This is a genomic window from Streptomyces sp. NPDC059009, assembly GCF_042740175.1.
Lineage (GTDB): Bacteria > Actinomycetota > Actinomycetes > Streptomycetales > Streptomycetaceae > Streptomyces.
The window spans coordinates 759-22,614 of record NZ_JBHYJB010000042.1 but is presented as its reverse complement, the minus strand read 5'-3'; the positions used below and the strand labels follow the sequence as shown (position 1 = coordinate 22,614).

Genomic DNA, 21,856 nt, shown 5'->3' with positions numbered 1-21,856 from the left:
GGGCACGCGCCACGAAAGGCACGCACCCCGGCAACCGTACAACCTGCTGTTACTTGGCCTTCCTCGCCGTCTGGCGCGCACTTTCCTGTCGTTCGACGGCTGCCTTCACCAGGCCCGCGAAGAGCGGGTGCGGGCGGGTCGGGCGCGAGCGGAGCTCCGGGTGCGCCTGGGTGGCGACCAGGTAGGGGTGGAAGTCGCGCGGGTACTCGACGTACTCGACGAGCTTGCCGTCCGGGGAAGTGCCGGAGAACTGCAGGCCGGCCTTCTTCTCCAGCTCGGCGCGGTAGGCGTTGTTCACCTCGTAGCGGTGCCGGTGGCGCTCCTCCACGTACTCCTTGCCGTCGTACACCTCGCGCGCGATGGAGCCCTCGGCGAGCTTCGCCGGGTACATGCCCAGGCGCATCGTGCCGCCCATGTCGCCCTCGCCCGCGACGATGTCGAGCTGCTCGGCCATCGTGGAGATGACGGGGTGGGCGGTGGCGGCGTCGAACTCGGTGGAGTTGGCGTCCGGGATGTCCGCGAGGTTGCGGGCGGCCTCGATGACGATGCACTGCAGGCCCAGGCAGATGCCGAGGAGCGGCACCTTGTTCTCGCGGGCGTACTGGATCGCGCCGACCTTGCCGGCCACGCCGCGGTCGCCGAAGCCGCCGGGGATCAGGATCGCGTCGCAGTCGCCGAGCTGCTTCTTGGCGCCCGCCGGGGTCTTGCAGTCGTCCGAGGTGACCCACTTGACCTTGACACGGGCCTTGTTGGCGAAGCCGCCCGCGCGCATCGCCTCGGTGATGGAGAGGTAGGCGTCGGGCAGGTCGATGTACTTGCCGACGAGCGCGACGGTGACCTCGTGGTCGGGGTTGTGGACGCGGTCGAGCAGGTCGTCCCAGGTCGTCCAGTCCACGTCGCGGAAGGGCAGGTCCAGCTTGCGGACCACGTAGGCGTCCAGGCCCTCGGTGTGCAGGACCTTCGGGATGTCGTAGATCGACTTGGCGTCGATGGCGGCGACCACGGCGGCCTCGTCGACGTCGCACATCAGCGAGATCTTGCGCTTGATCGCGGTCGGCACCTCGCGGTCGGCGCGCAGCACGATCGCGTCGGGCTGGATGCCGATGTTGCGCAGCGCGGCCACCGAGTGCTGGGTCGGCTTGGTCTTCAGCTCGCCGGACGGGCCGATGTAGGGCAGCAGCGAGATGTGCACGACGAAGACGTTGTCGCGGCCGACCTCGTGGCGGACCTGGCGGACGGTCTCCAGGAACGGAAGCGACTCGATGTCCCCGACCGTGCCGCCGACCTCGGTGATCACGACGTCGACGTCGTCCGTGGCCATGCGGCGGATGCGGTGCTTGATCTCGTTCGTGATGTGCGGGATGACCTGGACCGTGTCGCCCAGGTACTCGCCGCGCCGCTCCTTGGCGATCACCTGCGAGTAGACCTGGCCGGTGGTGACGTTGGCGGAGCCGTCGAGGTCGACGTCGAGGAAGCGCTCGTAGTGGCCGATGTCCAGGTCGGTCTCGGCGCCGTCGTTGGTGACGAACACCTCGCCGTGCTGGAAGGGGTTCATCGTGCCGGGGTCGACGTTCAGGTACGGGTCGAGCTTCTGCATCGTGACCCGCAGGCCCCGCGCCTTGAGGAGCGCACCCAGGCTGGAGGCGGTCAGACCCTTGCCGAGCGAGGAGGCGACACCCCCAGTGACGAAGATGTGCTTGGTCGTCGAAGATTTGGGCGGCATGGCCAAGAGGGGGCTCCCGTGGTCGCGGTCTGGAGGTGCGTTCCGGCCGCCGATCCGGAGATTTCCGGGGGTGCCGTCGCTGCGGTTCGGGGGTTCTGAGACCACCGGTCCACGGGCTACCAGGGTAACAGCGACCGAAGGAGGCTGCTTCCGGCCACGCTCGGCAGTCATGCGCTCACGCGTCCCGTCCACCGCCCACCCGTTCGGCGTATATCCATTGCCCCGACCGGCACGCAGATCACCAGGGTGCGTCGTATCCTGCTCGGACGCTCGCTGCCGAGTCGGCGACAAGGGAGAGTTTCGGTCTTCCTTGAAGGGGGTCGTGCGCGGGCGGACGGGTGGGACGGCAGTACGGCACAACCCGACCGTTTCTCCCGGAGCAAGAGGCTTGTCGGGGTCCGTCTGGTTCGTCGCACAGCGAACCCTCGACACCGCAGGAGCCGAGTTCGCTTCACCGCGAACCCTTGACCGCACAGCGAGCGCCCCCTGAGGGCGACGTGTCCGTTGGACTGGAGATGCACGTGGCCGGGCGCATCGAGGACTACGCACTCATTGGAGACATGCAGACCGCGGCGCTGGTCTGCCGGGACGGCACAGTCGACTGGCTGTGCCTGCCCCGCTTCGACTCTCACGCCGTCTTCGCGGCACTGCTCGGCACGGAGGAGCACGGCTTCTGGCGGCTCGGGCCCGCCCATGTGCCGGACGCCGCGCCACCGCCGGCCAGCCGCCGCACCTACCGCGGCGACTCACTGATCCTGGAGTCCGAGTGGGACACCCCGCGCGGCACGGTACGGGTGACCGATTTCATGCCCCCGCGCGACACCGACAACCCGCAGCTGGTGCGGATCGTCGAGGGCGTCAGCGGCCGGGTGCCGATGCGCTCGGCGCTGCGCATGCGGTTCTCGTACGGGCGGATCACTCCTTGGGTGCACAAGGTCGACGGGCGCACCGTCGCCGTCGCGGGCCCCGACTCGGTGTGGCTGGACACCCCCGCCGAGACCTTCGGCAAGGACCTGACGACGTACTCGGACTTCACGGTGGCGCCCGGCGACCGGATCGCCTTCACCATTTCGTGGCAGCCTTCACACAAGGAGCCGCCGCCGCTGCCGGAGCCCGAGCACGCGCTCGCGGCGACGGAGGACTTCTGGCGCGAGTGGGTCGAGCAGTGCACGTACCACGGCCCGTACCGCGAGGCCGTGGTCCGCTCGCTGATCACGCTGAAGGCCCTGACGTACGGACCCACGGGCGGCATCGTCGCGGCGCCGACGACCTCCCTGCCCGAGGACATCGGCGGCAGCCGCAACTGGGACTACCGCTTCACCTGGCTGCGCGACGCCGCGATCACCCTGTCCTCGCTGCTGCGCACCGGCTACCGCGAGGAGGCCCGCGCCTGGCGTGAGTGGCTGCTGCGCGCGGTGGCGGGCGACCCCGAGAACCTGCAGATCATGTACGGGATCGCGGGCGAGCGGGAGTTGGGCGAGACCGAGCTCGACTGGCTTCCGGGGTACGAGAATTCACAGCCCGTACGCGCCGGGAACGGCGCCGCGCACCAGCTCCAGCTCGATGTGTACGGCGAGGTCACCGAGGCCCTGCACCTGGCGCACATGACGGGCCTTGCGCGCAGCGACTACGCCTCGCTGCTCCAGCTCAAGCTGATCCGCTACCTGGAGTCGCACTGGGACGAGCCGGACGAGGGCATCTGGGAGGTGCGCGGCCCGCGCCGGCACTTCGTGCACTCGAAGGTGATGGTCTGGGTCGCGGTGGACCGCACGATCAAGCTCATCGAGTCCGGTGACGCGGACGGCCCGCTGGAGAAGTGGCGCGAGCTGCGCGACGACATCCACCGGGACGTGTGCGAGAAGGGCTACGACAAGGAGCGGAACACCTTCACGCAGTCGTACGGCAGCAAGGAGCTGGACGCCTCGCTGCTGCTCATCCCGCAGATGGGCTTCCTGCCGCCCGACGACAAGCGCGTCATCGGCACGATCGAGGCCATCCAGCGCGAGCTGTCCACCCCGGACGGGTTCATCCTGCGCTACCCGACGTCCGGTGACGACGCGGGCGTGGACGGGCTCGAAGGGGACGAAGGGGCCTTCCTGGCCTGCTCGTTCTGGATGGCCGACGACCTGGCGATGATCGGCCGCGTGGACGAGGCCCGCAAGCTCTTCGAGAAGCTGCTCGCGCTCCGCAACGACCTGGGGCTGCTCGCCGAGGAGTGGGACCCCCGGCTGCAGCGCCAGGTCGGCAACTTCCCGCAGGCGTTCAGCCACGTGCCGCTGATCGACACGGCGCTGCGGCTGACGGCGAGCGGGGCGTACGGAGGCTAGGGCCACTTACGAGGCAGTGGGGACGGCGGCGGGTTTCCCGTCGCCGTCTGTGCGTTCGGCCGCGTCCTCCAGGACGATGCGGCCGATGATCTCGTAGCGGTGCGGCTGCCGGGCCCGCAGATACAGACCGAGGCCGAGGCCGCCGAAGAAGACGAGGCCGACGATCCACGGGATGGCCTTGAAGAAGAGCGAGTCCGCGGCCGTGCCCGCCGCGGTGTCCATGTTGATCACCAGCAGGACGACGACCGCGATCATGCCGATGCCGCCGAGCAGCGGCGCCGCGAGGGTCCTGAACCAGTGGCGGTCCTCCGGGTGGTTGCGCCGGAAGTAGCCGATGACGGCGAACGAGCAGAGCGTCTGCACGATGAGGATCGCCATCGTGCCGAGGATCGCGAGCAGCGTGTAGAGATCGGCGTACGGGTCCTGGCCGGTGAGCCAGAAGGCGGCCACCAGGGCCACGGCAAGGGCCGACTGCACGTACGAGGCAAGGTACGGGGAGCCGTGCGCGGGGTGCGTGCGGCCGAGGGCGGGGTGCAGGAAGCCCTCGCGGCCGATCGCGTAGAGGTAGCGGGCCGCGCACTGGTGGAAGGCCATGCCGCAGGCGAACGAGCCGGTGATGAGCAGCCATTGGAAGGCGTCCACCGCCCAGGCGCCGATGAAGGAGTGCGCCGGGTCGAAGAACAGGTCCAGCGGGCTGGTGGACTGCGAGACCTTGACCGAGCCCGTCAGCCCGTTGCCCGCGATCGTCATCCAGGAGACGTAGATGTAGAAGAGCCCGACACCCACCACGGAGATGAGCGTCGCGCGCGGGATGACGCGCTTGGGGTCGCGGGACTCCTCCCCGTACATGGCGGTCGACTCGAAGCCGACCCAGGACCAGAAGGCGAAGAAGAGGCCGAGCCCCGCGGAGGTGCCGGTGAAGGCGTTCTTCGGGTTGACCGGCTCGACCGGGATGCCGTCCGGGCCGCCGCCGTGGAGGAGCACCGCCGTCGCCACGGCGAACAGCACCGCGATCTCGGCGACCAGCATCACGCCGAGCGCCTTCGCGGTGAGGTTGATGTCGAAGTGCGCGAGGACCGCGGTGACGGCGAGCATCGCGGCCGCGTACACGATCCACGGGACGTCAACGCCGAGTTGGTCGTGGACCGTGGTCTTCGCGAAGTACGAGAAGACGCCGACGATCGACGCTTCGAAGACGATGTACGCGAGGACGGCGAGCATCCCCGACGCCATGCCCGCGATGCGCCCGAGGCCGTGCGAGATGTAGCCGTAGAAGGCGCCCGCCGCCGTGATCCGCTTGGCCATCGCCACGTATCCGACGGAGAAGACGGTCAGGACGACCGTCGCGAAGAGATAGCCGGCGGGGGCGCCGGTGCCGTTGCCCGCGCCGACCGCGATGGGGAGGTTGCCGGTCATCGCGGTGATGGGCGCGGCGGTGGCGACGGCCATGAAGACGACGCCGACCAGGCCGACGGAGTTCGCCTTCAGCCGCTGCACGGAGGGGGTGGTTGGTTGCTCTGCCGTGTGCTGTGCCGTGTGCTCTGCCATGGCGGGACACCCTGCCGCTGAGTGACGTACGCCACAAGCGACAGGAGGTCGCGCAATTCGCTTGAAGGAGCGACGAGTTGTCGGGGTGCGCGACCGTTTGATCACTCCCGTAACCCCCGGGTGATGTTCCGGGAACGTGGGCCCAGGTAGCGTCCGCCATATGGACGGTCAGGGCACACAGGGTGGAATCACCGTGCAGCGGGCGCTGGAGCTGCCGGGTCTGCGTGGTGGGCTCCCGGAGGTCGTCGCGGGCGCCGAGCGGCTGCAGCGGACGGTGCGGTGGGTACACGCGGGCGAGGTGCCGAACATCGCCTCGCTGCTCAAGGGCGGCGAGCTGCTCCTGACCACGGGCCTCGGCCTCGGCACCCGCCCCGCCGAGCAGCGCGCCTTCATCCGCAAGCTCGCCGAGCGCGGCATCGCGGCCCTCGTCGTCGAGCTCGGCCCGCGCTTCAGCCGGCTGCCCGCCGCCCTCGTGGACACGGCGCGCGCGGCCGGGCTCCCGCTGGTGCAGCTGCACCGCGAGGTGCCGTTCGTGACGGTCACCGAGGAGGTCCACACCGAGATCGTCAACGGCCACTACGCGCTGCTCCAGCGGGCCGAGGAGGTCCACCGACGGTGCACGGAGGCGCTGCTCGACGGGGGCGGCGTCCCCCAAGTCCTGAGCATCCTCGCGGAGTTCAGCGGCAACCCGGTCTTCCTGGAGACACCGGACGGACAGCTCCTGTACGCGGCCGGGGCCCGGGCCACCGGTGCCGAGTGCGCCGACCCGCTCCAGGTGTGGGAGGGGCTGCGCGGCCGCGGCGTGGACCGGGACGGGCCACCCACGGGCGCGGTCCTCGTGGACGTGCCGGGCGGCGGGCCCGGCTCAGGATCCGTACGGGCGCGCCTGGTGATGCTGGCGGTGGCGACGCCGCTGCTTCCGGTGCACCGGATGGCGGCCGAGCGGGCCGCGGGCTCCCTCGCCGTCGTCCTCATGCAGGCCCGCCAGGAGGAGGAGCTGGCCGCGCGCGGCCGCGGCGACTTCCTCACCGACCTCGCGGAGGGTCGCATCACCGCGGAGGACGCCCCCGCGCAGGCCCGTGTGCTCGGCTTCAAGCCGGGCCCCGCGGGCAGCCCGCTCCTGCCGGTCGTGATGCGCCTCGCGGACGGCCTCTCCCCCGGCGGCGGCTGGGCGGTGCTCGCGCGCGCCGTCTCGGAGGAGCTGGCGTCCGTGGGCGTGCCCGCGCTGCTCGGCGTGCGGCCGGTCGAGGGGCGGGTGCCGCTGCTGCTCGGGCTGCGCTCGGAGTCGGAGCGGGGCGCGGTCGCCGACCGGGTCGCGGCGGCGCTGCGGGCCGGGGTCGAGCGGGCCGGGATGCAGCGCGCCGGGGCACAGCCTCCCGTCGTGGTGGTCGGGGTCGCGGGCGGCTGGGCGGCGGCGTCGGCGGGCCTGCGGCACGCGGCGGAGACGGCCACGGCCGCGCAGGGACTCACCGACCGCCCCTGGTACGACGCACGCCGCCTCGACATCGACCTCCTCCTCTGGCGCCTGCACAACCACGACAACGCGGCCCTCGCGGCCTTCGTGGAGCGCGCGATCGGCCCGCTCCAGGACCACGACCGGCGCTCCCGCCCGCCCCTGCTGCCCACGCTCCAGACGTACTTGGCACATGCGGGCCGCAAGGCGGAGACCGCCCGCGAGCTGCACCTGAACCGGCAGACCCTCTACAACCGCCTCGCCCGGATAGGCGAGTTGCTGGGCACCGACCTCGACGATCCGCAGACGGTCCTCGCACTGAGCCTGGCGCTGCGGGCGAGGCGGCACGTGCCCCAGTGACCCCGGTGGGTCAGTACGTGACCAGGGGCTGCGTCAACTCGTCGTAGACGCTCAGGACTTGCGTCACCGTCTCGTCCTCGGTCGGCCAGGACGCCGCCTGCGCCTGCCCCTTGATCCGCAGGCGGTCCCGGCGCCCGGGGTCCGCAAGCAGCCGTACGACGGCTTCGGAGAGGGCCTGCGCGTCTCCGTAGGGGACGAGTTCGGCGGCGTCGCCGACCAGTTCGGGGATGCCGCCGACGGCGGTCGCGACGAGCGGCACGCGCGCGTGGAGCGCCTCCTGCGCGAGGACGGAGCGCGACTCCCACCGGCTGGGCAGCAGCGCCAGATCCGCGGCGGCCAGCAGCTCCGGCACGTCGTCCCGGCGCCCGACGAGGCGGGCGGGCAGGCCCTCGCTCTCGATCCGGTGCTGCAGCGCGGCCCGTTCGGGCCCCTCGCCCGCGATGACGACGAGCGGCACCGGGTCGAGGTCCTGCCACGCGCGCGTGGCGTCGAGCACCGTGTCGTAGCCCCGGTGGGGTTCGAGGGCGCCCACGGCCAGCAGCAACGGCCGGTCCACAGCGCCGAGTTCGGCACGGGCCTTGTGGCAGTGGCGCTCCGGCTCCGCGCCGGAAGGGGGCGGCGGCGTCCGCAGCGGGAGCGCGAGCGGGGCAAGCCGGGCGTCCCGCGCTCCGCTGCCGCGCGCCCGGTCGACGAGGTCGGAGGAGGTGCCGAGGACCACGGACGCGGCCCGGGCCACCCGGCGCTCCAGGAGGCGCAGCACGCGGGCGCGCGCCCCCTCGGCATGGGCGCGGGTGTGCCAGGTGACGACGAGCGGGGTCGCTCTGCCGGTGAGGGCGACGGCGGCGCGGAGCGCGGCGTGCAGCCCGTGCGCATGCACCAGGTCGGCGTCGGCGCAGGCCGCGCGCAGGGCGGCGAGTGAGGCGGGGTCGGCGCTGCGGGCCACGGGGACGTGCCGGGCGCCGCTGCCCACGAGGTCGTAGGCACGGCCGACTTCGGCGGGGGCGCAGACGGTGACGCGCACGCCCCGCGCGGCGAGCCCCGCCGCCAGCGACCGGACGTGCGCGCTGCTGCCCGCGCTGCCGCCGCCCAGGACCTGCACGGTGTGCAGCGGCGTCTGACCGTGCGGTGAGTGGCTGCTCTGGCTGCTCACGTGGCTCACGTGGCCGGGGCTCCTGGGTCGGCGTCGGTCGGGTCGGGCTGGGCCGTCGGATCGGGCTGCGCCAAGGATGCCAGTCCGTACGGACGTTCCGGCACCGCCGAAAGGTCAGTTCCGCGAGGGACCGGGCAACGTGTCGCGGTGGATCACCCACACGGGTGAGCCGAGGGGGGCGCGGGACAGCGAGTGCGCCCCGGCTGGGGGCGGGCTTCAACTCCGGCCGGGCTCAAGCACTTTCGCACCAAACCCGCCCGCACGGGACGGTTTCCGGTCGGCTACCGCGGGTTACTTCACGATTTCTTCCGTACGGGGAGCCTGAGCCGTACCGGAATGCCGTACCGGAATCGGGGGCGCCGCCCCATCACCGCGCCCCCAGCGGAGGGCTAGCGGTCCACCCTCGCCGCCGCCAGCAACTCCTCCGCATGCGCCCGCGCGGTCTCCGAGTCCTCCTGCCCCGCCAGCATCCGCGACAGCTCCCGGATCCGGTCCTCCCCCTCGAGCACCTGCACCCCGGACCGTGTCACCGACCCGTCGTTCGTCTTCTCCACCAGCAACTGCCGGTCGGCGAAGGCCGCCACCTGCGGAAGGTGCGTGACGACCACCACCTGCGCCGACTTCGCCAGCTTCGCGAGCCGCCGCCCGATCTCGACCGCCGCCTTGCCGCCCACGCCCGCGTCCACCTCGTCGAAGAGGTACGTCGGCACGGGGTCCGTGCCAGCGAAGACGACCTCCACCGCGAGCATCACGCGCGAGAGCTCACCGCCGGACGCGCCCTTGGCGATGGGCCGCGGGGGCGCACCGGGGTGCGGGGCGAGCAGCAGCTCGACCTCGTCCACACCCGCGGGCCCGTACGCGACGAAGCGCCCGTCGACCTCCACGCCGTCGGCGTCCTCGGCCACCTCCGTGCTGCGCACGTCGAAGGACACGCGCGCGTGGGGCATCGCGAGCGACGACAGCTCCTCCGTCACGGCCGCCGCGAACCGCGACGCCGCCTCCTGCCGGGCCTGCGTCAACTCCTGGGCGAGACCGGAGAGTTCGCCCCGCAGGGCGTCCCGCTCGGCGGTCAGCTCGGTCAACCGGTCGTCGTCGCCCTCGAGCTCGGTGAGCCGCGCGGCGCCCTCCTCGGCCCACGCGAGCACCGAGTCGATGTTCTCGCCGTACTTCCGGGTCAGCTGGGTCAGCGCCGCCCGCCGCTCCTCCACGGCCGCGAGCCGCAGCGGGTCGGCGTCCAGGTCGTCGGCGTACCCGGCGAGCTCCCCCGCCACGTCGCCGAGCAGGATGCCGATCTCGCCGATCCGGTCGGCGAGGGCCGAGAGGGCCGGGTCGTGGGACCGTACGGCCTCAAGTGCCCGGTGCGCGCCCGCGACCAGCGTCGAGGCGTCGACGCCCTCGGGGTCCTCGGGGTTGCCCGCGAGCGCGGCGTGCGCGGCCGTCGCGGCGGAGGCGAGGGCCTCCGCGTGGCCGAGGCGCTCGGCCTCGGCGGCGAGTTCGACGTCCTCGCCCGCGCGCGGCTCGACGGCCGCGACCTCGTCGAGGCCGAAGCGCAGCAGGTCCGCCTCCTGGGCGCGCTCACGCGCGCGCGTGGTGATCTCCTCGACCTCGGTGGCGACGGCCCGCAGCCTGCGGTAGGCGGCCGTGTACTTGGCGAGCGGCACGGCGACCGTGTCGCCCGCGTACCGGTCGAGGGCGCCGCGCTGCCGGGCCGGTTTGAGCAGGCCCTGCTGGTCGGTCTGGCCGTGCACGGCGACGAGGTCGTCGGCGAGCTCGGACAGCAGGCCCACCGGCACGGAGCGCCCGCCGAGGTGCGCCCGCGAGCGGCCCTCCGCCGAGACGGTCCGGCTGATCAGCAGCGCCCCGTCGTCGAGTTCGGCCCCCGCCTCCTCGGCGCGCACGACCGCGGCGGCGCCCTGGGGGACGGCGATCCGCCCCTCCACGACCGCCGACTTCGCGCCGATCCGCACCAGGGCCGGGTCCGCGCGCCCGCCGAGCAGCAGGCCGAGGCTGGTGACCACCATCGTCTTGCCCGCGCCGGTCTCACCGGTCACGGCGGTGAAGCCGGGTGACAGTTCGACGACCGCGTCGTCGATGACTCCGAGCGACCGTATCCGCATCTCCTCCAACACGGAACAAGACCTTACGAGGTCATGGGGCTCCCGTGCGACGGCCCCCGGCAGCCGTCCGCGAAGGCGCAGGTCGCAAAGGGCCCCAGAACCGGCCTTGTCACTCGCGGGAGTGGGGTCGGCGGCGCCCGGGCGGTGGTGGGGATATCCCCCAGATGATCTTGGTGCCCGCCCCATCGCGCTCGCGGCCCCCGCCCTACCACCCTGGTGGACATGAGTACAGGACTGGCCCGGGCCGCACTGCGCGCCCACCGCCCGGCGTTCGTGGGCACCGCCGTCGCCGCGCTGTTCGCGGCGACCGTGGTGAGCGCCTCGATGATGATGCTCCTCGTCACGAGCGGCGACGGGCTCTCGGCGCACGCGCGCCGGGTGATGGCGGCCAACGACGTGGGCGACATGGCGGTCGTGCTCCTGATGAGCTCGATCTACTTGTCGATTTTCGTGATCGCCTCGACGATGGGCACGGCCGTCGCCCAGCAGCACCGCGAGCTCGCCCTAGTGCGCACGATCGGCGCCCGCCCCCGCCAGGTCCGCCGGGCCGTCGCCGTGCAGGCGCTCATGGCCTCCGTGCCCGCCGCGTTCCTGGGCTTCCTGCTCGGCGGCCTGGTGGCACGCTGGTGGGCCTCCGGCATGGTCACGCACGGCCTCTTCCCACCGGAGGTGACCTTCCGCTTCAGCTGGCTCGCGCTGCCCGTCTGCCTCGGTGTCGCCGTGGTGACGTCGGTGCTCGGCGGTCTGCTCTCCGCGCTCCGCTTCTCCCTGCTCAAGCCCGCCCGCGCCCTGGCCGAGGCCGCGGCGGGACGGCGCCGCCTCGGCGTGGTGCGGGCGCCGCTCGGCGTGCTCGCGGTGCTCGGCGCCGGTGCGCTCTCGGTCCTGCTCACCCGGCAGTCCGCCGAGGACGCGGGCCAGGCCGCGTTCTTCGTCCTGCTGCTCTTCTGCCTCGGCGTGGGCCTGCTCGGGCCGCGCATCATCGGGCCCGCGGCCCGCCTGGTCTCGGCCCTCGTCGGCCGCTTCGGCGGCACCGGCGCGCGCCTCGCGCCCCTCAACGTCCGCTCCCAGCCCCGCCGTTTCGCGGCCGCCGTGCTGCCGCTCGTGCTGGTCGTCGGCTTCGGCCTGATCAAGATCGCCACGCATACGACGGCCGCGCACCACACCGGCTCCGGCGGCACCAAGGGCGAGATCTGGCTCGACTACGTGGGCACGTCCCTGTACGCGGGCTTCGCCGCGATTGCCGCCGCCAACACCCTCGCCATGATCTCCCTCGAACGCCGCCGCGACCTCGCCCTGCTTCGCGTGGTCGGCGCCCAGCGCAAGCAGGTGCGGGCCATGGCGGTGTGGGAGTCGGTGGTTGTCGCGGGCACGGCCCTGCTCCTCGGCGCCGCCGTCGCCTTCGTGACGCTGGCCCCGATGCTCAGCACTCTGTACGGCTCACCGGTGCCGTACGTGCCGCTGCCGGTGCTCGCCGGGATCGGCGGGGGCGTGCTGCTGCTGACGATGCTGGCCACGGGACTGCCGGTGCGGATGGTGCTGCGGCGGCGACTTCTCAGCCCGTCCGGCGTTTGACGACGGGGCCCGAAGGACGATCGGCAGAAAGGGGCAGAGCCCCGTACGGCGCCCTGCCCTTCGGGTGCCCTAATGCGGCGCCCCCCGCCACCCGGCCACGGGCAGCGCGAACTTCGCCACCAACCGGTCCGCGAACAGCGCGTGATGGAGCCGCGCGAGCCGCACCGGAACGGCCCCCCGCCGCACCTCCACCCGCGCCCCCGCGGGCAGTTCGACGGTCCGGCGCCCGTCGCACCACAGCACCCCGTGCGGCGTGTGCGGCTGCGTCTCGACGGCGAGCACCGAGTCCGGCGAGGTCACCAGGGGCTTGGCGAACAGGGCGTGGGCGCTGATCGGGACCATCAGCAGCGCCTCGACCTCGGGCCACACCACCGGGCCGCCCGCCGAGAACGCGTACGCGGTGGACCCGGTCGGCGTCGCGCACACGATGCCGTCGCAGCCGAAGCCGGTCACCGGCCGCCCGTCGATCTCCAGGACGACCTCGAGCATCCGCTCGGCCGACATCTTCTGCACGGCGGCCTCGTTCAGGGCCCAGTCGCGGTGCACCACATCGCCGTTGCTGTGCACGACGACGTCGACGGTCATCCGCTCCTCGACCTCGTACGCCTTCGTGACGACCCGGTCGACGACCTTGTCCAGGTCGTCCCGCTCGGCCTCCGCGAGGAAGCCGACCCGGCCCAGGTTCACGCCGAGCATCGGCACCCCGGAGGCGCGCGCGAACTCGGCGCCCCGCAGCAGCGTCCCGTCACCGCCGAGCACGATCAGGAGCTCGCACCCGTCGAGGCAGGCGGGCGTGGCCTCCTTGACCAGCTGCACCGACGACGGAAGGGGCAGGTCCGCCGCCTCCGCCTCCAGGACCCGCACCCCGATGCCGCTGCGCAGCAGCCCCTCGACGACGAGTTCGGCGCTGCGGATGGCGGCAGGCCGTCCGGTGTGGGCGAGCAGGAAAACAGTACGAGCTCGGGTGTCTGTCAACGGGGCCCCTCCGCCACGGCACGGTCAACGTCCGCCGGGTCCAGTTCGGGCGCCCCGGCGCGCAGCCACAGAAAGTACTCGACATTTCCGGAAGGTCCGGGCAGCGGGCTGGCGGTCACGCCCCGCACGCCGAGGCCAAGTCCCCATGCCTGCCGGGCCACTTCGCGCACGGCCCCGGCCCGCAGCTCGGCGCTGCGCACCACACCGCCGCTGCCGAGCCGCTCCTTGCCGACCTCGAACTGCGGCTTGACCATGAGGACCAGGTCCGCGTCGGGCGCCGCGCACCGCACCAGGGCGGGCAGCACCAGGCCGAGCGGGATGAAGGACAGGTCGCCGACGACGAGGTCGACCGGGACGTCGTCGATGGCGTCGAGCGTCAACTCCCGTACGTTCGTACGGTCCTTCACAGTGACCCGGTCGTCGCTCTGCAGCGACCAGGCGAGCTGGCCGTAGCCGACGTCGACGGCGACGACATGGGCCACCCCGGCGCGCAGCAGCACATCGGTGAACCCGCCGGTGGAGGCGCCCGCGTCCAGCGCGCGCCGCCCCTCGACCTCGAGGCCCAGCGGGACGAACGCCGCCAGCGCCCCGGCGAGCTTGTGGCCGCCGCGCGAGACGTAGTCGGGGTCGCTGTCGTCCTGGGTGACGACGATCGCGGCGGCCGTCTCCACCTGGGTCGCGGCCTTGGTCGCGAGGGTCTTGCCGACGGACACCCGGCCGGCGGCGATCAGCTGGCTTGCGTGCTCGCGCGAGCGCGCCAGCTTCCGGCGGACCAGCTCGGCGTCGAGGCGGCGGCGTGCCACTCCTGCCACGTTCGGTTCAGCTCCTGTTGTACGTAGGGGTGGGCTCCCCCGAGGGAGCGGGAGGGCCGGGGCGTGCGTCGAGCGCGGTCAGCGTGTCGCGCAGGCCCCGGTGTACATCCTCGTACACCTCGATGTGGCCGTCCGTGGCGAGGTGGTCGGTGTCGCCGAGCCGGTCGAGCTGGGCGTCCACCTCGGCGTTCCCGGTGGGGGTGCGCGGGACGGCCAGCGGGGCGGGGGCGGCCGGGTCGTCCGCGGGTTCTTCGGTCACCTCGGCGTCGTCCGCGGGTTCCTCGGTCACCTCGGCGTCGTACGCGGGTCCCTCGGGAACCTCGGCCTCGGCCTGCGGGAGCTCGGGCTCCGGGCCCGGCGTCGAGTCGCTCATGGCACGACGCTACCTCGTGGCCGTGGAGTACCGTCGATCACGATGGCGACGATCGAAGAGTGCCGCACCGCACTCGACCAACTCTCGGACAACCTGGCGGCCGCCGACGGCGACGTGCGCGGCGCCGCCGCCCTGAACCGCTCGCTGAGCTGCCGCATCACCGACCTGGACACGACCTTCGCGGGCCGCCTCCAGGACGGTCGGATCGAGGTGCTCGACACCTATGCCGGGCCGCCCCGCGAGAAGGCCCAGATCCGGCTCGCGATGACCGGCGACGACCTGGTCGCGATGGTCGGCGGCGAGCTGAACTTCGCGAAGGCGTGGGCCTCGGGCCGGGTCAGGCTGGAGGCGGGCTTCCGCGACCTGCTGCGCCTCAGGACGCTGCTCTAGCCGTCTCCCCCGTCGCTGCCGTCTTCACCGGCTTCGCACGCCGCGCCCGCGCCGCCGGGACCACCAGCGGCGTCCCCGTCTCCGGGTCGTCGATGACCTGGCAGCGCATCCCGAAGGTCTCCTCCACCAGCTCCGCCGTGACGATCTCGGAGGGCGCCCCCTCGGCGACCACCCGGCCGTCGCGCAGGGCGATGAGGTGGGTGGCGTACCGGGCCGCGTGGTTGAGGTCGTGCAGCACCGCGACCAGCGTGCGCCCCTGCTCCTCGTGCAGGTCGGCGCAGAGGTCGAGGACGTCGATCTGGTGCTGGATGTCGAGGTAGGTGGTGGGCTCGTCGAGGAGCAGCAGCGGGGTCTGCTGGGCGAGGGCCATGGCGATCCAGACGCGCTGGCGCTGGCCGCCGGAGAGCTCGTCGACGTAGCGGTCCGCGAGCTCGGCGACGCCGGTCGACGCCATCGACTCCTCGACGATCCGCTCGTCCTCGCCCGACCACTGCCGCAGCAGCCCCTGGTGCGGATAGCGGCCCCGCGCCACCAGGTCGCCCACGGTGATCCCCTCGGGCGCGATGGACGACTGCGGCAGCAGCCCCAGCGTCCTGGCCACCTTCTTCGCGGGCATCGACTGGATGACGCTGCCGTCCAGGAGGACCCGGCCCGCCGAGGGCTTGAGCATCCGGGACAGGGCGCGGAGCAGCGTGGACTTGCCACAGGCGTTGGGCCCCACGATCACCGTGAAGGAGTGGTCGGGTATCTCGACGGACAGCTTCTCCGCGATGACGCGCTGGTCGTAGCCGAGGGTCACGTCGTCGGCGATGAGGCGGTTCACTGCGGTACTGCTCCTCTGGCTGAGCGGGGAATTCTTCTGCGTCGCGGTCATGTCCGGCCTGCCTTCGTGTCCGGCCGGCCCGCCCTCATATGCGGCCTGCCTTGCGCTCGGTGACGAGGAGCCACAGCAGATAGATGCCGCCGAGCACTCCGGTCACCACGCCGACGGGCAACTGGTCGGCGCCGAAGGCCCGTTGCGAGGCCCAGTCCGCGACGATGAGCAGGGTGGCGCCCATCCAGGTCGCGGCCATCAGATTGGGTCCGGGCGAGCGGGTGAGGCGCCGGGCGATCTGCGGCGCGGTCAGCGCGACGAAGGAGACGGGGCCGGCCGCGGCGGTGGCGGCCGCGGTCAGCAGGACGGCGACCGTCAGGAGCAGCAGCCGGGTGCGCTCCACGCCGACGCCGAGCGCGTACGCGGTGTCGTCGCCCATCTCGAGCATCCGCAGCGGACGCCCGTACGCGATGACGAGCGGCACCAGGACGGCGAAGGCCACGAGCAGCGGCCAGACCTGGTCCCAGTCCCGGCCGTTGAGGGACCCCGTCATCCACACGACGGCGCGCGCCGCGTCGACGAAGTCGGCCTTGGTGAGCAGATAGCCGTTGACGGCGGTGGCGAAGGCGGCGACTCCGATGCCGACGAGGACGAGGCGGTAGCCGTGCACGCCCCGCTTCCAGGCCAGCAGATAGATGCCGAGCCCCGTCACCAGACCGCCGACGAGCGCCCCCACGGCGACCTGCGTCGCACTCCCGTGGAACACCACGATCACGGTGAGCGCCCCTGCGGTCGCCCCCTGCCCGAGCCCGAGCACGTCCGGGCTGCCGAGCGGATTGCGCGAGACGGACTGGAACAGCGCCCCGCCGAGCCCGAGGCAGCCGCCGACCAGGAGCCCCACGAGGACCCGGGGCAGACGCAGGTCGTTGATGATGAACTCCTGCCCGGCGTCGCCGTTGCCCAGCAGGGTGCGGACGACGTCGGCGGCCGGGATCTCGAAGTCGCCGGTGCCGATGAGCACGACGCTCGCGACGAGCGCGGCCACGATCAGGGCGAGGACGACCACGGCAGCGCGCAGGTCGAGCCGGACGGAGAGCCCGCCCCGGGTGCGTATCGCCTTCACAGCTGCGCCAACCTCCGGCGTCGTACGAGAAAGATGAAGACCGGGGCGCCGAGCACCGCGGTGACCACGCCGACCTGCAGCTCCGAGGGGCGCGCCACGATCCGTCCGACGACGTCGGAGCCCAGGAGCAGCACGGGAGAGAGGATCGTCGCGTACGGGAGGATCCAGCGCATGTCGGGGCCGGTGAAGGAGCGCACGACGTGCGGCACCATCAGGCCCACGAAGACGATGGGCCCGCAGGCGGCGGTCGCGGCGCCGCACAGCAGCGTCGCCGAGAGCATCGACAGGGCGCGGATGCGGCCGAGGTGGGCGCCGAGGGCGCGGGCGGTGTCGTCGCCCATCGCCATGGCGTTGAGGGGCCGGGCCAGGCCGAGCGCGATGACCAGGCCGACGGCGAGGAACGGAAGTACCTGCCAGATGGTCTCCATCTTGGCCGAGGCCAGCGAACCGACCTGCCAGAAGCGCATCTTGTCCAGGGCCGCGTTGTCCAGGATCATCACGGCCTGCAGATAGCCGTAGAGCGCCGCCGTGATGGCCGTGCCCGCGAGCGCGAGCCGCACCGGGGTCGCGTTGCGGGTGCCGCCGAGCAGATAGACGAGGGCGCCGACGAGCGCGGCGCCCACGAAGGCGAACCACACATAGCCGCTCACGGAGGAGACCCCGAAGAAGCTGATGGCGGTGACGACGGCGGCCGAGGCGCCCATGTTGATGCCGAGCAGTCCGGGGTCGGCCAGCGGGTTGCGGGTCAGCGCCTGCAGGACCGCGCCGGCCAGGCCGAGCGCGGCGCCGACGAGCAGTCCGAGCAGCGTGCGCGCGAGACGCTCGCCGACCACGACGTCGCTGAAGGTCCCCGAGTCGTGGAAGAGGCCGTGCCAGACCTGGTCCATGGACAGCTGCTTGGAGCCGACCGCGATGCTCGCCGCCGCGATGAGGGCGAGCACCAGGACCGAGGCGAACAGTCCGAGGACGCGTATCGCTCGGCGGCTGGAGGGCGGCGCGGGGGCGGTCTCCGCGCGGGGCTCGGGGGGACTGTCGACCAACACCCGGTTAGGTTAGCCTACCCTCCACCTCGGTCCATCCTCCGGAGTCCCTGATTCCGACCGCCGGAAGTCCTCCGTTCCGGCCCACGGAATCCCCCGCTCCATCCACCGGCCACGGTCACGGGCCACCGGCCACAGACCACCGGTCACCGGTCACCGGTCACCGGTCACCAAGGCTCAGAGCCCCAGCCGCGCCAGCGCCTTCCCGCCGTCCAGCGCACACGCCCCGTCCCCCGCGTCCGTCCACGCCACCGCGCACAGCGCCCGCAGCCCGTCCAGCACGTCACCGTCCCCCGACAGCTCCAGGGACACGTCCTCGGCCCGCGCCGTCCAGCCTCCGCAGCGGAACCCGGCCCCGTCCGCGACCACCTCCGGCTGCCCGGTCAGCAGTCCGCGCAGGTCCGCGTCCACATACGTCGGCCGGTGCTCGGGCACGGCGGCGAGCAGCTGCGCGCCATCGGTCACCCCGGTCAGCACGAGCAGCGAGTCGACCTCCCCGTTGAACGCGCCCTCGATGTCCGTGTCGAGCCGGTCGCCCACCACCAGTGGCCGCTTCGCACCGGTCCGCAGGATCGTCTCGCGGTGCATCGGGGGCAGCGGCTTGCCCGCCACCTGCGGCTCGGCACCCGTCGCGATCCGGACGACCTCGACGGCCGCGCCGTTGCCGGGCGCGATGCCACGGCCGCTCGGAATCGTCAGATCCGTGTTGGACGCGAACCACGGCACTCCGCGTGCGATCGCGTAGCAGGCTTCCGCGAACCGCCCCCACGGCAGCTCGGGCCCGCCGAACCCCTGCACAACCGCCACCGGCTCGTCGTCCGCCGACTCCACCGGCACCAGGCCCCGCTCCCGCAGCGCGACCCGCAGCCCCTCGCCGCCGATCACCAGCACCCGGGAGCCGGCCGGCACCTGCTCACTGATCAGCCGGGCCGCCGCCTGCGCCGAGGTGATGACATCCCCGGCCCCGGTCGGAATCCCGAGCTCCGTCAGATGCTCCGCCACCGTGTCCGGCGTGCGCAGCGCGTTGTTCGTGACGTACGCGAGGTGCATGCCCGCCGCCCGCGCGGTGGCCAGCGACTCCACGGCGTGCGTGATCGCGAGCCCGCCCGCGTACACGACCCCGTCCAGATCGAGCAGCGCCGTGTCGTACGCCTCGTTCAACGCCCGCTCGCTGCCGTCGGGACGCGTCCTGACGCTCCGGCTGCCGCTGCGCTCCGTGGCCCGGCTCGCGGTCTGGCTCATTACACATCGCTCCTCATCAGATCCACTGCCCCGATCCTCTCGCACGCCGTGGACACACATACGATGCCTCAATGAACATCGCGGGTCATACGGACGTCATGGACGCCGCAGGCGGTCTCGACCTCATCCCGTTCCGGGGCCTGCGCTACGACCCGGAGCGCGTCGGCAGTCTCGCCGCCGTGACCTCCCCGCCGTACGACGTGATCGTCAGGCCGGACGGCCTGCTCCACCTCGAGTCGGCCGACCCGCACAACATCGTCCGCCTCATCCTGCCGCAGGCGACCACTCCGGCCGCCCGCAACCGACAGGCGGCCGACACACTCGACGCCTGGCGCGCGGACGGCATCCTCACCCCGGACCCGGCCGCCGGCCTGTACGTGTACGAGCAGCGCGACGGCGACATACTGCAGCGCGGCATCATCGGCGCCCTGCGGCTCACCGAGGCGGCCGACGGCGTGGTCCTGCCCCACGAGGACGTCATGCCGCACCTCGTCGAGGACCGCGCCGCCCTGATGCGCGCGACGGCCGCGAACCTGGAACCGCTGCTCCTCACCTACCTCGGCGACGGCAACGCCACGGGCGCGACGGCGGTCATCGAGCGGACCATCCACCGCGCACCCTTGCTCTCCACCACGACGGAAGACGGCTTCAGCCACCGTCTGTGGGCCGTCACGGACCCCGCCGAACTCGACCAGATCCGGTCAGATCTCGCCCACCAGCAGGCCCTCATCGCCGACGGCCACCACCGCTGGGCCACCAACCTGCGTCTGCGCACCGAGCACCCCTCGCCCAGCCCCTGGGACTACGGCCTGGTGCTGCTCGTGGACTCGGCCCGGTATCCGCTGCGGGTCCGCGCGATCCACCGCTATCTGCGCCGGCTCCCCCTCGCCGAGGCCCTGGCCTCGCTCGACGGAGCCTTCCGTGTGCGCCCGGTCGAGGGCCCGCTCCCGCACGCCCTGGAAGCCCTCGCCGAGGCGTCCGCGCACGGCAACGCCTTCGTCCTCGCGGGCGACGGCGCCTTCCACCTGGTCGACCGCCCGTCCCCCGAGCTCCTCTCCCGCACGATCCCGGCGGACAAGCCCGAGGCGTGGCGCAGCCTGGACGCGACCGTCCTGCACGCGACCCTGCTCGACCACATCTGGAAGATCCCGGACGCCCCGGAACACATCATGTACATCCACGACACCGAGGCCACGGTCGAGAAGGCCGACCGCGACGGCGGCACGGCCGTCCTCATGCACCCGGTGCGCGAGGGGGTCGTCCGCGACCTGGCCCGCCTGGGCGTCACGATGCCCCGCAAGTCCACGTCGTTCGGTCCGAAGCCCGCGACGGGCCTGGTGCTGCGCAGCCTCACCGACTGAACGAACACAACAGACAACAAAAGGGCGGGGCTTCGCCTCATCGAAGCCCCGCCCTCAGTTCACGCGCTCACACGCTCACGCGTTCACTCACTCGCTCTTGGCCGCACCTTCGCCGCCGTCCGCGTCACGGACATCACCGGTGTTGCCCTCATCGCCCTCATCGCCCTCATCGCCCTCGTCAAAGGCGTCGACGAACTCGACTCCGTCCAGCTCGGCGAGCCGGTCCGAGGCGTCGGTGCTGCCGTCCTTGTCGGACTCGATGACCTTCGCGAACCACTCGCGCGCCTCGTCCTCACGCCCGGCCGCGAGCAGCGCGTCGGCGTACGCGTACCGCAGCCGCGCCGTCCAGGGCTGCACGGAGTTCGACGCCAGCTCGGGGCTCTGCAGGGTGACGATGGCGGCGTCGATCTGCTCCATGTCACGCCGGGCACCGGCGGCCACGAGCCGCATCTCGACCTGGCCGGCCTTGTCGAGCTTGTGCACCTCGGGCGCCCCGGCCATCTCCAGCGCCTTCTCGGGCCGCCCGAGCCCGCGCTCGCAGTCCGCCATCACGGGCCACAGCTCCACACCACCGGTCATGCGCCGCGCGGCCCGGAACTCGGCGAGTGCCTCGCTGTACTTCTGGTTCGCGTACGCCGCGAAGCCCGCCGCCTCCCGCACGGCGGCCACACGGGACGCGAGCCGCAGCGCGACCTTCGCGTACCCGTAGGCCAGCTCCGGGTCCTCGTCGATCATCTTGGCGACCATCACCAGGTTCTTGGCGACGTCCTCGGCAAGCCCCTTGGGCAGGCTCTGCAGCTCCTGCTGCACGTCCTTGTCGATCTCGTGCCCGGTGACGTCCTCGGGGATCGGCAGCCGCTTGATCGGCTCGCGATCGGCCCGCTCCCGGTCATCACGCCGGAAGCCACCGCGGTCCCCGTCCCGCCGATCGTCCCGCCCACGGAACCCACCGGGCCGCCCACCACGGTCATCACGCCGCGGCCCACGCCCCCGGTCGTTGTCCCGCCCACGGAACCCACCACCACGGTTGTCGTCCCGCCGGAACCCACCACGGTCACCGCGGTCCCGGTCGTCACGCCGATACGAGGGACGATCCCCACCATCACGCCGGTCCGGGCGATCATCGCGCCGGAACCCACCACGCTCACCACGATCACGGTCATCACGACGAACGTCACGCCGGTCACGGTCGTCACGACGGTACGAGGGACGGTCGTTGTCACGCCGGTCATCACGCCGGTCATCGCGCCGGTAGGAGGGCCGGTCACGGTCACCGCTGTCCCGCCGGTCACGGTCGTCACGACGGTACGAGGGACGGTCACCATCTCGGCGGAAGCCACCACCACGGTTGTCGTCCCGCCGGAACCCACCGCGGTCACCGCGGTCACCGCGGTCCCGGTCGTCACGCCGATACGAGGGACGATCCCCACCATCACGCCGGTCCGGGCGATCATCGCGCCGGAACCCACCACGCTC

Annotated in this window: 17 protein-coding genes and 1 pseudogene; 6 read left to right on the top strand and 12 right to left on the bottom strand. The window is 72.5% G+C overall.

Features of this window, described 5'->3' with window-relative positions:
• Positions 1-49: 49 nt before the first annotated feature.
• The gene (locus ACFWYM_RS34135; protein WP_384846165.1) at positions 50-1,723 is read right to left on the bottom strand and encodes a CTP synthase; all 1,674 of its coding nucleotides are present in this window, start codon (positions 1,721-1,723) and stop codon (positions 50-52) included.
• A gap of 515 nt (positions 1,724-2,238) precedes the next feature.
• On the opposite strand from ACFWYM_RS34135, the gene ACFWYM_RS34130 reads away from it, so the two are divergent.
• A complete protein-coding gene (locus ACFWYM_RS34130; protein WP_384846296.1) occupies positions 2,239-4,050 on the top strand; it encodes a glycoside hydrolase family 15 protein in 1,812 nt (603 codons plus the stop codon).
• A gap of 6 nt (positions 4,051-4,056) precedes the next feature.
• On the opposite strand, the gene ACFWYM_RS34125 is transcribed toward ACFWYM_RS34130, so the two are convergent.
• Positions 4,057-5,598: an APC family permease gene (locus tag ACFWYM_RS34125; protein ID WP_384846163.1), complete on the bottom strand. Its 1,542-nt coding sequence runs from the start codon at positions 5,596-5,598 to the stop codon at positions 4,057-4,059.
• A gap of 160 nt (positions 5,599-5,758) precedes the next feature.
• On the opposite strand from ACFWYM_RS34125, the gene ACFWYM_RS34120 reads away from it, so the two are divergent.
• Positions 5,759-7,411, top strand: a complete 1,653-nt coding sequence (locus tag ACFWYM_RS34120; protein WP_384846161.1) for a PucR family transcriptional regulator — start codon at positions 5,759-5,761, stop codon at positions 7,409-7,411.
• A 10-nt stretch (positions 7,412-7,421) separates the two neighbouring features.
• Here ACFWYM_RS34120 and ACFWYM_RS34115 read toward each other — a convergent pair whose 3' ends face one another.
• Both ACFWYM_RS34115 and recN read right to left on the bottom strand, forming a co-directional pair.
• Positions 7,422-8,561 (bottom strand): glycosyltransferase family 4 protein, encoded by a 1,140-nt coding sequence (locus tag ACFWYM_RS34115; protein ID WP_384846294.1) that lies wholly within the window; start codon positions 8,559-8,561, stop codon positions 7,422-7,424.
• A gap of 389 nt (positions 8,562-8,950) precedes the next feature.
• Entirely contained in the window at positions 8,951-10,678 is a 1,728-nt protein-coding gene (recN, locus tag ACFWYM_RS34110) for a DNA repair protein RecN (RefSeq protein ID WP_384846159.1), read from the bottom strand.
• Between the two features lie 222 nt (positions 10,679-10,900).
• Between recN and ACFWYM_RS34105 the strand changes: the two genes are divergently transcribed.
• A complete protein-coding gene (locus ACFWYM_RS34105; protein ID WP_384846157.1) occupies positions 10,901-12,250 on the top strand; it encodes an FtsX-like permease family protein in 1,350 nt (449 codons plus the stop codon).
• Positions 12,251-12,319: 69 nt separating this feature from the next.
• Here ACFWYM_RS34105 and ACFWYM_RS34100 read toward each other — a convergent pair whose 3' ends face one another.
• From ACFWYM_RS34100 to ACFWYM_RS34090, 3 genes are read right to left on the bottom strand one after another with little or no spacing between them, the layout of a single operon-like run.
• A complete protein-coding gene (locus ACFWYM_RS34100) occupies positions 12,320-13,225 on the bottom strand; it encodes an NAD kinase (protein WP_384846155.1) in 906 nt (301 codons plus the stop codon).
• Positions 13,222-14,037 (bottom strand): TlyA family RNA methyltransferase, encoded by an 816-nt coding sequence (locus ACFWYM_RS34095; protein ID WP_384846153.1) that lies wholly within the window; start codon positions 14,035-14,037, stop codon positions 13,222-13,224. Before ACFWYM_RS34095 ends, ACFWYM_RS34100 begins: the two co-directional genes overlap by 4 nt.
• Positions 14,038-14,044: 7 nt before the next feature.
• A complete protein-coding gene (locus ACFWYM_RS34090; RefSeq protein ID WP_384846151.1) occupies positions 14,045-14,410 on the bottom strand; it encodes a hypothetical protein in 366 nt (121 codons plus the stop codon).
• Positions 14,411-14,452: 42 nt separating this feature from the next.
• On the opposite strand from ACFWYM_RS34090, the gene ACFWYM_RS34085 reads away from it, so the two are divergent.
• Positions 14,453-14,800 (top strand): SCP2 sterol-binding domain-containing protein, encoded by a 348-nt coding sequence (locus ACFWYM_RS34085; protein ID WP_384846149.1) that lies wholly within the window; start codon positions 14,453-14,455, stop codon positions 14,798-14,800.
• On the opposite strand, the gene ACFWYM_RS34080 is transcribed toward ACFWYM_RS34085, so the two are convergent.
• The 4 genes from ACFWYM_RS34080 to ACFWYM_RS34065 form a co-directional block, all read right to left on the bottom strand.
• Positions 14,784-15,674, bottom strand: coding sequence for an ABC transporter ATP-binding protein (locus ACFWYM_RS34080; protein WP_384846147.1), 891 nt, complete (start codon positions 15,672-15,674; stop codon positions 14,784-14,786). The genes ACFWYM_RS34085 and ACFWYM_RS34080 overlap by 17 nt on opposite strands.
• Before the next feature lie 34 nt (positions 15,675-15,708).
• A complete protein-coding gene (locus ACFWYM_RS34075; protein ID WP_384846145.1) occupies positions 15,709-16,737 on the bottom strand; it encodes a FecCD family ABC transporter permease in 1,029 nt (342 codons plus the stop codon).
• A complete protein-coding gene (locus tag ACFWYM_RS34070; RefSeq protein WP_384846143.1) occupies positions 16,734-17,780 on the bottom strand; it encodes a FecCD family ABC transporter permease in 1,047 nt (348 codons plus the stop codon). Before ACFWYM_RS34070 ends, ACFWYM_RS34075 begins: the two co-directional genes overlap by 4 nt.
• 174 nt (positions 17,781-17,954) lie before the next feature.
• Complete coding sequence (locus tag ACFWYM_RS34065; RefSeq protein ID WP_384846141.1) at positions 17,955-19,019, bottom strand: HAD hydrolase-like protein; 1,065 nt, start codon at positions 19,017-19,019, stop codon at positions 17,955-17,957.
• 71 nt (positions 19,020-19,090) lie between these two features.
• Between ACFWYM_RS34065 and ACFWYM_RS34060 the strand changes: the two genes are divergently transcribed.
• Positions 19,091-20,380, top strand: a complete 1,290-nt coding sequence (locus ACFWYM_RS34060) for a DUF1015 family protein (protein ID WP_384846139.1) — start codon at positions 19,091-19,093, stop codon at positions 20,378-20,380.
• 87 nt (positions 20,381-20,467) lie between these two features.
• Here ACFWYM_RS34060 and ACFWYM_RS34055 read toward each other — a convergent pair whose 3' ends face one another.
• Entirely contained in the window at positions 20,468-21,190 is a 723-nt protein-coding gene (locus tag ACFWYM_RS34055; RefSeq protein ID WP_384846137.1) for a hypothetical protein, read from the bottom strand.
• Between the two features lie 15 nt (positions 21,191-21,205).
• Here ACFWYM_RS34055 and ACFWYM_RS34050 point away from each other — a divergent pair.
• A pseudogene (locus ACFWYM_RS34050) lies at positions 21,206-21,856 on the top strand (hypothetical protein); the annotation flags it as partial.

Coding starts and splice junctions, on each gene's coding strand:
- ACFWYM_RS34130 (WP_384846296.1), top strand. CDS start 2,239: ATGCACGTGGCCGGGCGCATCGAGGACTACGCACTCATTGGAGACATG.
- ACFWYM_RS34080 (WP_384846147.1), bottom strand. CDS start 15,674: ATGACCGCGACGCAGAAGAATTCCCCGCTCAGCCAGAGGAGCAGTACC.
- recN (WP_384846159.1), bottom strand. CDS start 10,678: ATGCGGATACGGTCGCTCGGAGTCATCGACGACGCGGTCGTCGAACTG.
- ACFWYM_RS34090 (WP_384846151.1), bottom strand. CDS start 14,410: ATGAGCGACTCGACGCCGGGCCCGGAGCCCGAGCTCCCGCAGGCCGAG.
- ACFWYM_RS34085 (WP_384846149.1), top strand. CDS start 14,453: ATGGCGACGATCGAAGAGTGCCGCACCGCACTCGACCAACTCTCGGAC.
- ACFWYM_RS34135 (WP_384846165.1), bottom strand. CDS start 1,723: ATGCCGCCCAAATCTTCGACGACCAAGCACATCTTCGTCACTGGGGGT.
- ACFWYM_RS34105 (WP_384846157.1), top strand. CDS start 10,901: ATGAGTACAGGACTGGCCCGGGCCGCACTGCGCGCCCACCGCCCGGCG.
- ACFWYM_RS34125 (WP_384846163.1), bottom strand. CDS start 5,598: ATGGCAGAGCACACGGCACAGCACACGGCAGAGCAACCAACCACCCCC.
- ACFWYM_RS34060 (WP_384846139.1), top strand. CDS start 19,091: ATGAACATCGCGGGTCATACGGACGTCATGGACGCCGCAGGCGGTCTC.
- ACFWYM_RS34120 (WP_384846161.1), top strand. CDS start 5,759: ATGGACGGTCAGGGCACACAGGGTGGAATCACCGTGCAGCGGGCGCTG.
- ACFWYM_RS34065 (WP_384846141.1), bottom strand. CDS start 19,019: ATGAGCCAGACCGCGAGCCGGGCCACGGAGCGCAGCGGCAGCCGGAGC.